Source organism: Pedobacter psychrotolerans, assembly GCF_004340665.1.
Lineage (GTDB): Bacteria > Bacteroidota > Bacteroidia > Sphingobacteriales > Sphingobacteriaceae > Pedobacter > Pedobacter psychrotolerans.
In genome coordinates this window covers 596,597-609,565 of record NZ_SLWO01000001.1, presented here as the reverse complement: position 1 = coordinate 609,565, position 12,969 = coordinate 596,597, and the positions used below count along the sequence as shown (strand labels likewise).

General features: G+C 37.9%; 13 protein-coding genes and 1 tRNA gene. 1 reads left to right on the top strand and 13 read right to left on the bottom strand.

Features of this window, described 5'->3' with window-relative positions; genetic code table 11:
• Positions 1-32 precede the first annotated feature (32 nt).
• Together EV200_RS02665 and EV200_RS02660 are read right to left on the bottom strand one after the other, a co-directional pair.
• Positions 33-356, bottom strand: coding sequence for a TfoX/Sxy family protein (locus tag EV200_RS02665; protein WP_132529253.1), 324 nt, complete (start codon positions 354-356; stop codon positions 33-35).
• 3 nt (positions 357-359) lie between these two features.
• Positions 360-725 carry a VOC family protein gene (locus tag EV200_RS02660; protein WP_132529252.1) on the bottom strand — a complete coding sequence of 122 codons (366 nt, stop codon included), beginning with the start codon at positions 723-725 and terminating at the stop codon, positions 360-362.
• A gap of 503 nt (positions 726-1,228) precedes the next feature.
• Between EV200_RS02660 and EV200_RS02655 the strand changes: the two genes are divergently transcribed.
• Positions 1,229-2,188 carry a Na/Pi cotransporter family protein gene (locus tag EV200_RS02655; protein ID WP_208864491.1) on the top strand — a complete coding sequence of 320 codons (960 nt, stop codon included), beginning with the start codon at positions 1,229-1,231 and terminating at the stop codon, positions 2,186-2,188.
• A 130-nt stretch (positions 2,189-2,318) separates the two neighbouring features.
• Here EV200_RS02655 and EV200_RS02650 read toward each other — a convergent pair.
• The 11 genes from EV200_RS02650 to EV200_RS02600 all read right to left on the bottom strand — a co-directional run bounded on the left by EV200_RS02650 (position 2,319) and on the right by EV200_RS02600 (position 12,900).
• Positions 2,319-2,398: transfer RNA gene (locus EV200_RS02650), tRNA-Leu, on the bottom strand.
• 79 nt (positions 2,399-2,477) lie between these two features.
• Positions 2,478-2,783, bottom strand: coding sequence for a DUF3817 domain-containing protein (locus tag EV200_RS02645; protein ID WP_132529251.1), 306 nt, complete (start codon positions 2,781-2,783; stop codon positions 2,478-2,480).
• Between the two features lie 806 nt (positions 2,784-3,589).
• Positions 3,590-4,126: a Fe-S protein assembly co-chaperone HscB gene (gene hscB, locus EV200_RS02640; protein ID WP_132529250.1), complete on the bottom strand. Its 537-nt coding sequence runs from the start codon at positions 4,124-4,126 to the stop codon at positions 3,590-3,592.
• 76 nt (positions 4,127-4,202) lie between these two features.
• Positions 4,203-5,591, bottom strand: a complete 1,389-nt coding sequence (gene rseP / locus EV200_RS02635) for an RIP metalloprotease RseP (protein ID WP_132529249.1) — start codon at positions 5,589-5,591, stop codon at positions 4,203-4,205.
• Positions 5,592-5,620: 29 nt separating this feature from the next.
• Positions 5,621-6,781: a 1-deoxy-D-xylulose-5-phosphate reductoisomerase gene (locus EV200_RS02630; RefSeq protein WP_132529248.1), complete on the bottom strand. Its 1,161-nt coding sequence runs from the start codon at positions 6,779-6,781 to the stop codon at positions 5,621-5,623.
• Positions 6,782-7,059: 278 nt separating this feature from the next.
• Positions 7,060-8,559, bottom strand: coding sequence for a GH3 auxin-responsive promoter family protein (locus EV200_RS02625; RefSeq protein WP_132529247.1), 1,500 nt, complete (start codon positions 8,557-8,559; stop codon positions 7,060-7,062).
• 48 nt (positions 8,560-8,607) lie between these two features.
• Positions 8,608-9,435 carry a hypothetical protein gene (locus EV200_RS02620; RefSeq protein ID WP_132529246.1) on the bottom strand — a complete coding sequence of 276 codons (828 nt, stop codon included), beginning with the start codon at positions 9,433-9,435 and terminating at the stop codon, positions 8,608-8,610.
• A 109-nt stretch (positions 9,436-9,544) separates the two neighbouring features.
• The gene (locus tag EV200_RS02615) at positions 9,545-10,513 is read right to left on the bottom strand and encodes a glycosyltransferase (protein WP_132529245.1); all 969 of its coding nucleotides are present in this window, start codon (positions 10,511-10,513) and stop codon (positions 9,545-9,547) included.
• Positions 10,514-10,580: 67 nt separating this feature from the next.
• Complete coding sequence (locus EV200_RS02610) at positions 10,581-11,531, bottom strand: glycosyltransferase family 2 protein (RefSeq protein WP_132529244.1); 951 nt, start codon at positions 11,529-11,531, stop codon at positions 10,581-10,583.
• A gap of 114 nt (positions 11,532-11,645) precedes the next feature.
• A complete protein-coding gene (locus tag EV200_RS02605) occupies positions 11,646-12,215 on the bottom strand; it encodes a DUF4199 domain-containing protein (RefSeq protein ID WP_132529243.1) in 570 nt (189 codons plus the stop codon).
• Between the two features lie 16 nt (positions 12,216-12,231).
• Positions 12,232-12,900, bottom strand: a complete 669-nt coding sequence (locus EV200_RS02600; RefSeq protein ID WP_132529242.1) for a hypothetical protein — start codon at positions 12,898-12,900, stop codon at positions 12,232-12,234.
• Positions 12,901-12,969: the final 69 nt, after the last annotated feature.

The following is a 12,969-nucleotide window of genomic DNA, read 5'->3' as shown; positions in this document are numbered from 1 at the left end:
ACAGGTTAGCTGCAGCCCATTTCATTTCAGGTTTATTTTTTCTTTTTGGTTTTGGTAGTGGGTAATTCTTTGAGTGAAATTCTAATGAGTTCACTTAACCAATCACTGTTTTCTATTTTTTCTTCTATCAAGAAACTTGGTTTTGCTCCTTCGTATGGTGGTGCTTCAATAACATTACCTATAAATTCTCTTCCCGAAATGGTTGGTTTGATAAACAATTTGTTGTCGCATATCAGTCCGAATAATTTTCCGTCAGCGTAAATGCCATATTCACCAAACATTTTTTTAGCTGTTATTTCTCCGGCATTTCTGATTTGTTCCATAACAAAGTCCACAAAATTTTGATCTGAAGCCATTGGTTAGTCTTTTAATTGAAAGTGAGGATTGTAAATTAAGCCAATAACATTTCCAAATGGGTCTTTAACAGTTGCAGTCATTATATCTCCGCCAACATTGTATGGCTTTTCATTTTCGGTTGCTCCTAATTCAATAAGTCGGTCAAAAGTCTCTTGAATATTTTCTACACCCCAATATGAAACTACATTTTCAATTTTATTCAAAGTTGGATTTTCTTCTGGTTGAAGTCCTAATTCGTATCCTTGAATGTTGAAGCCAACATAATAAGGTTCGTTGAAATAAGGGTTTGTTTCAAACGCCTTTGAGTACCATTCTGTCGCTTTTTGAATGTCTCCAACTTTATAAATTGTTGTTCTAAGTCCTAACATATTTTTTTCTTTGTCTTTTTTGTCACTTTGTTAGTGCACGTTTGGGTTTGGATTTGGCTAATAGGTCTGATAATGTTAAGTCTTTCCAATAAATCAAACCTAAAATAATCATGTAAAATGAAATAGAGAAACTTTTTAATAGGCGAACTAAAAGATTTTAGATGGCTTAAAGTGCACATTTTATTATAAATATCAAATTATCAAGAAACGGTAGTTTTCTAAGAGCATTCTGAACTTCTTATCATTAGTATTGCAAAACTAGAAGCGTGATTTTATAATAGTGCTTATACTAGCATATAGGTATAACAATAGAATAGTGGAAGAAACATATTGAAATGCAATGGTTCGACCTTAATAAGTCTGGATCTCCTTTGCAGGAGATCCATGATGAGATGAAATCTTTACACAACCTTAATACACAGCGCCAAACTCCGAAACTTACAGATTGTTAATGTCTTAGCTTGATGTGTCAATTGTTGATAGACAGGATAACTATAAATTTTATGTGGGAAATTATACTGATGGTATTGGGCGGGCTTGGCCTGTTCCTTTTCGCCATCAACAACCTGTCTGATACGCTTAAAGAATTGCTTGGCGATAAGGCCAAAAAATGGATGGGCTTCTTTACCAAAAACGTATTCACCGCCATACTTACCGGCATTGTGATCACAACCATTCTTGATTCTTCATCTGCTGTTATCATCATGACCATTGTGCTGGTCAATGCAGGCGCATTGACTTTCAGGCAGTCTATGGGGATTGTAATGGGCGCTAACATAGGCACAACCTTTTCCAGTCAGCTTATCGCGCTGGATATCGGGCAGTATTCACCCATACCGATTTTTCTGGGACTGGTGTTCAGCCTATTCTCAAAAAGCGAGAAAGTTTCTAAAACAGGAAAAGTGGTACTTTACTTCGGCATCCTGTTCTTTGGCCTGTATACGATGGAACGTGCCGTTGAACCCTTAAAAGACGATCCCGCTTTTTTAACCTGGATGGAAAAATTGGACAATCCATTAAGGGGAACCGCTATCGGCGCACTGATTACCTTGGTCATCCAGTCTTCATCAGCTACCGTAGGCATGGTCATTACCCTTGCAAAAAAAGGACTAATCAATCTTGGCGGTGGTATCGCCGTGATGATCGGTGCGGAACTGGGCACCTGTTCAGATACCCTCCTGGCAACCATCCGTTCGGACAGGCAGGCAGTAAAGACCGGTATCTTTCATTTGCTTTTCAATATCATTTCCATTGCCATAGGCCTGTTGATCTTTCCGCTCTTCACCGGATTTATAGAACAGATTTCGGGAAATGCAAGCATTGAGCAAAAGATAGCCAATACCCATATGATCTTCAACACCACAGGCGTATTGCTCTTTATCCCGCTTGTTCCATTACTGGAAAAGCTTTTAAATCGTTTGCTCCCTACAAAAGAAAAAAAGCATGAGGTTGCTCCTGCTTAATATCTGCTCATCAGAAGGAGATGACTGATTGCCGTCTGGTTGGTGTTCTCACCAATCAGAACAAACCTATCTAAATAATTGTATAGCGAAAATAAAAAAGGCCTTTAACAAAGCTAAAGACCTTTTATTGTACCCGGAGCCGGAGTCGAACCGGCACGGTTTCCCACAGGTGTTTGAGACCAGCGCGTCTACCAATTCCGCCATCCGGGCATGTATTGGACGGGATGCAAATGTAGATAACGAAAGCTTAAATCACAAAATTATTTTGAAATAATTCGTAATTCGTTTACTATATGTCATTTGCAGATTCAGCACGTTCATCTTTTAACTTTCTATCCACGATAAAGGGTGCAAAAGGCAGTAGTGAAGCCAGGAAGATCAGCACTGCTTTTCCGAATTTCCATTTTTGTTCCTGCCAGGCCATGATCAAAGTAGCCGCATACATCACAAACAATAATCCATGTGCCCATCCCGTATATTTCACATATAATGGCAGGTGAGCCCAGTACTTTAAGGGCATGGCTACGAATAACAAAAGCAAATAGGAAATCCCCTCTGCCACAGCAACTTTTCGAAAAACGGATAATGAACTCATGAATCTGATTTTTTTTCGAAAATAGTGTAAAACAGATGCTTCAACGAATACTAAAAAATGATTTGACAATTGAGTGTTGTTATAGAACAGCCCAAAAGAGAAAATTTATAGTGTCAATACGATAGCTTGAAAGAGTGGAATTACTTTTTTTCGCCCTTTCCCTTTCAGGGGAAAGGTGCCGATAGACAGATAGGGGTTAATTTACTCAAAGGTCGTCTTCTCGACTGGAGCGCCTGCCTTTTTCAGGCAGCGGCGAAATAGAGAGATTTTTGAACTCAGGATTGATCAATCTAATTTACGAAGCTCAAAGATTCCTCCACTGCGGTGGTAATGATGACATTTTCGAACCGAACCACCCCGCCCGATGGGCACCCCTCCTTAAAAAAGGAGGGGAGTTTGGTTTTACGATATGGGTCAGCTTCGATAAATATTTTCCAAAGCCTTTCCCTTTCTGGGGAAAGGTGCCGATAGGCGGATAGGGGTTAACTAATAGCGATAACCAGTTTAAATAGTATTTTAAGGCTTATCATTAATCGAACGCTCTGCTTTATAGAAAGTAATTTAATTATTCTCCCTATATTTAAGGTAGTGTTAAATTGCTGACTCAAGAAATTGATTTCTTTACCCCGCCTCCACCCCGCATTTACTCCACCTCTAATCCGCCTTCTAGCCACACTTACCTTACACATAACTATAGTATGCTTGTTGATTTAAGCGATGATAACTGATTAAGATCCTCTATCCAGTGATAAGTTAACCCCTAACATTAAATGAATTTAGAAATATGATTTCGTACCCCCACTTGATCACTTTGATAAGCGTTCACGGATTCTGGCGGTGTATTTTTGACGATAAAAAATATCTTTTATAGCAGGTAAGAACTTTTCTGAATCATCCGGACTACGATCAAATGTCTCAACCAAATGATTTAATTCATCCTCCAGCTGTTTTTCAATAAGATCAATATCTTTTCTAACCTCAGCCAATTTCGCCGCATCAGGTTCGAATTCCAAATCCATCAAAGCCTCATTCACATCCATCATTTCCATCAGGAAAGATTGCGGCAACTGGTAACCCTCATCCGTCTCTACAATCCCCTTCAGCTCAAGCACATATTTTAATCGCTTTTTAGCATGACTAAGTGTTTGATAAGCTTTATTATTCAAGGTAGATAATTCCAGTACCTCCTGCTGCTTTTCATCGCCCTCGTTAGCGAAAAAGTCAGGATGATACTGCTTACTCAAAGCATAGAACTTCGCTTTTACAGCATTTTGATCAGGGTTAAATTGAACCGGCAATTCGTAAAATTCGAAATAATTAGGTTGCTGTATAGTTTCGCTCATGATAGGGTATAAATAAAAAAGCCGCAGCTGTTCAGATTATAATCTATCCAGCTGCGGCAATAATATAAATTTGGTTTTACTTCCCGAAAGATTTTAAGATATCATTACCAAAAGCAAACACCATCAGGCAAATTAAGATAACAAAACCTACAATTTGAGCTTTCTCCAATACTTTTTCACTTACAGGCTTGCGTTGCACCATCTCGATTAATAAGAACACCACATGGCCACCATCTAAACCCGGGATGGGCAATAAATTCATAAAAGCCAAAGCCATAGAAATTAAACCTGTTAAAGTCCAGAATTTTACCCAATCGAAAGTACTTCCATAAACTTTTGCAATACCAATCGGACTGCTGATATTCCTCGCACTCAATTTACCAGTGATCATTTTACCGATTCCTTTTGCATTATCTACAAAAGTACTCCAAGCCATGCCTGCCCCTACCGGAAGCGATTCTGCAAAACCGAAATCTACATGTGCAGTTTCGGGTGCTTTTAAATTTGGTGCAATCCCGATGGTGCCATCAGCACCCACTTTTAAATTAAAGTTAACTGGTTTCCCCTGGCGTAATGCCTGAACAGAAATTGCTTTATTTTTATTGGATGAAACCTCATCTTTAAACTGATCGAAAAAAGTAACGGCTTTCCCATTTACCGCCAGGATGCTGTCACCAGGTTTAATACCTGCAGCATAAGCCGGATAAACAGGTTTTACATATTTCCTGCCGAAAATACGATCCAGGAAAGATTGCTGATCAGCTTTTTCATCCGGTGCCAATACGGTAGCTACACTGGCCATGCGGTAACGCGGACTAATAAAATTCTCTTTATCGTTTTTAGATAACTTATTTAAAATCGTATCCGGAACAGAAACATAAAGGGTTTGGCTACCTCTTAAAATCGTGAGTTGCGCACCATCAAACAATACCTTGCTCGAAATCGCATCCTCGAAACGAATTAATTTATTGCCGTTAATCGCTAAAATGCGATCTCCGTTTCTTAAGCCGATTTCCTTACCCAGTGTGCCAACTGAAATACCATCATTTAATTTTCCATTTACCGTATAGTTTTGGCCAACATTAAAAGTGAGCATCCAGAAAATAAAAACACCCACGATAACATTCACGATAATCCCGCCAAGCATCACAATTAAACGTTGCCATGCCGGTTTAGATCTAAATTCCCAGGGTTGAGCAGGAAGAGCCATTTGCTCCGTATCCATACTTTCATCAATCATTCCGGCAATTTTAACATAACCGCCAAGTGGTAGCCAGCCCACACCATATTCAACACCACCTTTTTTAAAGCTGAAGAGTTTAAAACCCCAGGCATCAAAAAACAAATAAAACTTCTCTACTTTAATACCAAATGCCCTGGCTGCCAAAAAATGTCCTAATTCGTGTAATATTACCAATAAAGACAATCCGAGCAGCAGCTGCCCCGCCATAATCAATCCATTCATATGCTATACTAATATTTTTATTTTAGATGTTAAATGCTACTTTTTGTTACTAATTCGCCGGCTAAGATACGGCTATGTTTGTCAGTTTCTAAATAATCAGTCAATTGTGGTTTTTCTATAAAGCTGATTTCTTCCATACATTGCTCAATTACATCACTCATTTCCAGGAAACCAATCTTATCATTTAAAAATGACTCCACCACAATTTCATTGGCAGCATTTAAGATACAAGGCATATTCCCTCCCTTTCTTAAAGCTTTAAAAGCTAAATCCAGATTTCTGAACGTTTCCCTATCCGCTTGCTGAAAACTAAAATTAGGATAGTCCAGAAAGTTAAAACGTTTAAAATTGTTTTTTAGCCTATCGGGATAATTTATAGCATACTGAATGGGCAATTTCATATCCGGAACACCCATTTGTGCTTTCATAGAACCATCCGTAAACTGCACAATAGAGTGAATAATAGATTGAGGATGAACGATCACATCAACCTGATCCACGTCGAGATCAAACAACCATTTGGCTTCAATCACTTCCAGCCCCTTATTCATCAAAGTAGCAGAATCAATGGTGATTTTTGCTCCCATCACCCAGTTAGGGTGTTTTAAAGCCTGCTCTTTTTTAATGGTAGATAAAAAATCTTTACCCTTTCCCAGAAAAGGACCGCCGGATGCCGTAAGGTAAATTTTTTCGATTTCATTTTGCGCCTCGCCGACCAGGCACTGAAAAATGGCCGAATGCTCCGAATCAACCGGAAGAATTTTCACCTGATATTCGGCTGCCAATGCAGTGATGTATTCACCCGCAACCACTAAAGTTTCCTTATTCGCCAAGGCAATACTTTTCCCAGCTTTAATGGCTGCTATAGTTGGCTTTAATCCAACGGAACCCATTAAGGCGGTAAGTACGATATCACTTTGTAGGTAGCTCGCTACTTCCGATAAAGACTCCTCTCCCGCCAAAACTTTTATGTTTAAAGAAGACAATGCATCTTTAACAGTTTGATACTGGCTTTCATCGCAAATCACCACCACTTCCGGCCTGAATTCTTTCGCCTGTTGGATCAGTAATGCTGAATTTTTTAATGCAGATAATACAGAAACCTTAAAAATCGATGGGTTGTCCCGCACCACTTCAAGTGCCTGCGTACCGATGCTTCCTGTAGAACCTAATATGGTTATGTATTTCAAATTTTAATTCTTTTTTGTCCAATTCTTATAGACATCATTTATCATAATATTGCATTCCACCCAGCTAGGCCTAAGCAATGTTTCTTCGTTTAGCTTTAATCCGGCCTAACAAATTTTTGGGAACGCACAATTTAAGCCCATGCAGAAACTTTAATACAAAAATTTTCAGCCGGTGTTTTTTGTTTCTTTTTGACATCAAAAAGAAAAAAGCCCGTCCGGCGAGAACGAAAGCTCAAATGAGATTGCCGCGTCGTACCTCCTCGCAATGACGATGGAAATTAAACAATATATTTCTCTAACCCATCCGCCAACTTCCTGTCATTACTCAATCTCGGCACTTTATTCTGCCCACCCAATTTTCCTTCACTTTTCATATAATTTACAAAAGCATCCTTTTGCAACATACGTATAATTAAGGGTTGAAGGATGTTCCCCTCAATTAAATCAAAATAGTAAATATTTTTCTTTTGCAAAGCCTCATCTACCTTTTTACTAAAAGTAGCCATATCTTTAGGAGCAGCAGAAAACTCTACAAACCACTCATGATAAGGCAGTTCGCCGCCTTCAGGATTTACCTGAGGTGCCACCGTAAATTCTGTAATTTCTACCTGCTCAGCATTTGCAATGCTCAATAAAGCCTGCTCCACCTCCTCACCAATCACATGTTCACCAAAGGCCGATATAAAATGCTTAATCCGCCCGGTAACCACAATTTTATATGGATTTTTGGAAACAAATTTTACCGTATCACCGATGCTATAACCCCATAAACCTGCATTAGTATTCAAAACTAAAGCATAGTTCACATCCAATTCTATTTCTCCTAGTGATAGCCGAGTTGGATGCTCATTATAATATTCATCTGCCGGAATAAATTCATAAAATATCCCTGCATCCGCCAGCAATAATAAGCCTTTATCATGTTGAGAATCCTGATAGGCAATAAATCCTTCTGATGCCGGATAAGTTTCAATGGAATCTATTTTACGGCCAATACTCTGCTCAATCTTTGCACGGTAAGGCTCAAAATTTACCCCCCCATAAATAAATAAACTAAAGTTTTTAAAAATCTCGCCTATTTTTTTACCGTTTGCTTTTTCAGTAAGCTTATCAAAATACATTTGCACCCAGGGTGGAATCCCGGAAATCAGTGTCATGTCCTCATGAAGGGTTTCCTCAACAATCGCATCCACCTTCTCTTCCCAATCTTCAATAATATTCGTTTCATATGAAGGTAATCGATTCTTTTGCAAATAGGCTGGAACATGATGCGCTACTATCCCAGATAAACGGCCTACGTTAATTCCATTTTTCACATTCAAAACAGGACTTCCCTGCAAGAAAATCATTTTTCCATTTACAAAATCGGCTTTGCCTATTTGATGGATATAGGTAAGTATGGCATTGCGGGCAGCTTTAATGTGCTCCGGCATTGATTCTTTAGAAAGCGGAATGTATTTTACGCCAGATGTGGTACCAGATGTTTTAGCGAAATAAAGCGGTTTGTCTTTCCACAGTACATCTGCCTCACCACTTACCACACGATCTACGTATGGTTTTAATCCTTCATAATCCTGAACCGGAACATTCTTCTTAAAATCACTGTAATTGGTAATTTCAGCAAAACGATGATCTTTACCAAAGGCTGTATTTTTCGCCTGATCAATAAGTTTTCGAAGAATTTTATCTTGGGTAGCAACGGCATTCTTCTTCCATTTGTTGATCTGCCATACTGCAAATGCCGCAAATGGTTTACTTAATGCTGCTTTTAATCCCATAATTAATGATTGATTTTTGGATGATTAAATGATTAAATGTTTTTTCCGTTAAACGATGTTATGCAAAATATCTGGATGTTCGTCGCCTTTATATTCTCCTGCAATTTTACGATAAGCTACCGTTAAAGCTACGCTCGACAAGGGAACGATAATAAATGAACTCAGAATATTTACGATAAAAGCAACAAACGGCCAGTGCAGCAGGTTAAAAAACAAGTAAATTAAATACCCTCCGCCCAAAACCAACAACAACAACAAAATTTTAGTGAAGTTCCCTTTAGTAATGGCCAGACTGAGCTTAATGGATTCAAATGGTGGTGCATTTTTATCGATAATAAAAAAAGGAAAAAAGGAAATCCTTAACCAGGTGATGAACAAAGCCAGAATCGCGATCCCTACGGCGATTTGTGTAATAACAACACCAGTAGTTTGAAAACTTTCTACCCAGCCAATTTTAACGAGATAACGCAAAACCGGATCCAGTACATACAGAATAGGAAAAAGGATTAATCCGATGAATAAGATACAGCCAATAAAATATAATGTGGCTACTAAAAACCTGATAATCTGTTGCCTTGTTGGAAGCGTACCAACAATGGTAACGTCCTCATCTTCGTTATCAATAAGGTGAAAAATGTACTTAAAAAGCGAAAGATTGATGGTAAAGTATAACATGATGAAAATAATCACCATAAAGAAACTAAGTACCTTGCTCACATCCTTAATAAAAAAAGCCATTAAACTAGATGCGCTCGCTGTGATAAACATCAGAAAACATAGCGTAGCAATAGAAAAATAATGCTTTGTCATGATGCTCCAGGCTTTGCGGATCACATCATTAACAGCAAATGTACTTTCTTTTAGATAGTTGATCATTTTAATTTCTGATTCTTATTTTTTTTGCAAGGTGTTCCACTTTCCGTATCATTTTTTCAATTTCCACTGAATATCCCCTTTCCTCTATTCCCTATTTCTCTTCTCTATTTTATTTCCCTGAAAAAATCACTCTTTTAAATAAATCCTGTATAAATCCTAACCCATAGGCAGTTAATTGGATGAACGAAGATATAATGCTCAAAAATGCAACTTTTAAAGATTTATTTACAGACCAGGAGTGAAAAAATATCAACATAAAATACAATAACACCATGAAATCCAAAACATATGCCAGAGGTGGATAGATGATGTTCATAAGCAATGTAACAATCATCCCAATGGTAGCAACTGCTGGAAAAAAATGGATTAACTTTAATTCCTTTGGAAAGTGTTTATAAATATTAATTCTCGCCCTGCCAAAAAAGTGCAATTGTTTGTAAAACTGACTGAAGCTTGTCCGGCGTTTATGGTACACTTTAGCTTCGGGAATTAAGCCAATTTTAAAGCCATTTTCATGAATGCGGATGCTGTACTCAATATCTTCCCCTAATCGGGTTAAAATAAATCCACCAACCTTTTCCCATGCCTGACGGGAAACCCCCATATTAAAACTACGTGGATGAAATTGCCCCACATGCTTTTTATTCCCCCTGATTCCTCCCGTGGTAAATGGGGAAGTCATGGCATAGCTGATGGCCTTTTGTACCGGAGTAAAACTTTCATGTGCCGCATCCGGACCGCCATAGGCATCCAGCTTATGCTCATAAAGATAATTCTTTACAATTTCCAGGTAATCCGCAGGAACCAGGATATCCGAATCAAATATGATAAAGTAATCTCCTTCGGCCCTTTCAAAAGCATAATTGCGGGCAAAACCCTGTCCGGCGTTTTCCTTAAAATAATATTTAATATCAAGCCGATCGGCATAACTGTCTACGATTGCTTTCGCATCATGGATGGAACCATCTTCAATAACCAGTACTTCAAACTGTGAATACGTTTGTTTGGTTAAAGTATACAAAAGCTCATCAATTTCTTGTGGACGGTTGTAGAGCGGGATAATGATGGAGAAAAACATGTCTTGAAGCTGAAAGTGTAAAGACTAAAGACTAAAGCAATTTTGCTTTAAGCTTTAGTCTTTAAGCCTATTTAAGTTCTTTTTCAATTAAGTACTGATTTCTTTCTGGTGCATTTCGCGACAAAAGTTCGGCAATAAAACCAGCCAGAAACATTTGAGAACCCACTACTATAGCCACTAACGACAAGTAAAATAGCGGTTGTTGGGTTACATCACGGTAAGCTAAACCATTCCAGATAAGATATTGCTTTTCGATTAATGTATAAAGCGACATGATAATCCCGACAAAGAAACTCAATACCCCTAAAGATCCAAAAAAGTGCATGGGGCGTTTTCCAAATTTGCCAACAAAGAAGATAGAAAGCAAATCTAAAAAGCCATTAATGAATCGGCTAAATCCAAATTTAGTGGTGCCATATTTACGGGCGCGATGTTCTACAACTTGTTCGGATATTTTATTAAACCCAGCCCATTTTGCAATTACAGGGATGTATCGGTGCATTTCACCGTAAACCTCGATGGTTTTGATCACATCGCTACGGTAGGCTTTTAAGCCACAATTAAAATCATTTAATTCAATGCCACTCATTTTTCGGGTTGCTGCATTAAATAACTTTGTAGGTACGGTTTTAGTAATGGGATCGTAACGTTTCTTTTTCCAGCCAGAAATCAGATCTAACTTTTCTTCCTTAATGCGACGATATAATTCAGGTATTTCATCCGGACTGTCTTGTAAATCAGCATCCATGGTAATCACCACATCACCCAGTGTGGCTTCAAAGCCAACATTCAACGCTGCAGATTTACCATAATTCCTCCTGAATTTGATTCCTTTTATCGCTGGGTTCTGTAACCTCAACGTTTCAATAACTTCCCAGGATTTATCGGTACTACCATCATCAATTAAAACAATTTCATAACTGAAATTATTTTCCATCATCACTTTATCAATCCATGCCGTTAATTCTGGCAAGGACTCATCTTCATTGAATAAGGGTACTACAACTGATATATCCATTTCTAATATTTAAACCTCACAGGTTTTAAAAACCTGTGAGGTTTGTGCAAAATAAAACGTGCAAATTTCATCAAATTAAATGATAAAACCTGCACGTTCAAAATTTTATAAAAATTAACCTTCCGTAGGGAAAGTATTAAAAGTAACCGGTGGTTTCTTTTTCAAGATCGCGGCCAGGATTAATGAGATTACACCATAAGATGCAATTGAAACACCAAAACTGGTGAAAGTATTCTTAAAACTAGGCTCCAGTTTTTCCTGCATATTGCCAGCCTTTGCCATTGCCTCATCAATTTCATCATTACCTAAACCAAATTTCGCCATCATCGCTCTTTGAGCTTCTTCAATTGCGGCTGCAGCTTTTGCTGGAAGATCAGGATCAATTAATTTCATCAAGATGAAATTATAAAGTGTAGCTGTAATCGCCAGAATCAATGAAATAATCAAAAAGGCTTTAAATGCTTCTCCGAATGTCCAAAAACCGCCAATTTCCTTACGGATATTGATACCTGAAACCACTAAGAGCGCAATAAAAACAACAAAAATACCAATTGAGGCCATTACATTAGTGTAAACCAAAACCGGATTGATGAAATGCATGGTGAGAGAAATTACCACTGAAACAGCGGCAAGTATAAAACCATACTTAAGAGATAACTGGGAAATTTGAGCACTTTTGTCCATTGTAATGAAGTTTAATTTAGTTATTAATCGTTGTAATTAATATATAAGTAGCAGAATCGAACGATTTGTTACTGCTAAATTGAATTATTTCTTTGGTGGTCGTTTCGCTTCCCTCTACATCAAGGAAAAATGCCATAAAAGGAACAAATAATTCCTGCATTTCTTCACTGATATTTAAGGTCGGCGCAGTTTTGCAAATTTCCTCCACACTACCTTCAGCCAATTGCTGGTTGCTGATCATTTCTTCATAAATTTCAAATTCATCCTGAAATTCATCATCTTCAACCAGTAAAAATTCTTTAAGGAAATCGCCCAATTCAGGGTCGATATCTTCATCCTTACACTCTTTAATGTAAAGCAAAAGATTCAACAATTCTGTACCCCTGTCAATGGTTTCTTCCTCAATTTTCGCCCATTCATCACTTTCCAGATAGTCGTCTTCCAGTTTCTGAACATCGCTGCTAAAGAAATTCACCATCAGTAAATCGAAAAATACTTCACGTAATTCTTCAAATTTAGGATAAGAATCAAAAACAGCATCAAACGCAATTACTTTGTCCAAAAATTTGGTTTCAAGCTCAAACGCAGCCAGTAACTCCGTTTCAAAACCTTCAACATTAATTGCCGCAACTTCAGCATATTTATTTAGTGATGCGACCAGCGCTTTTTTTACTCTATTGTCCATATTGTTAGTATCAAGTATTTAGTATCAAGTATCAAGCCCGGGCAAATTGCATTAACCATTTTGCTTAAA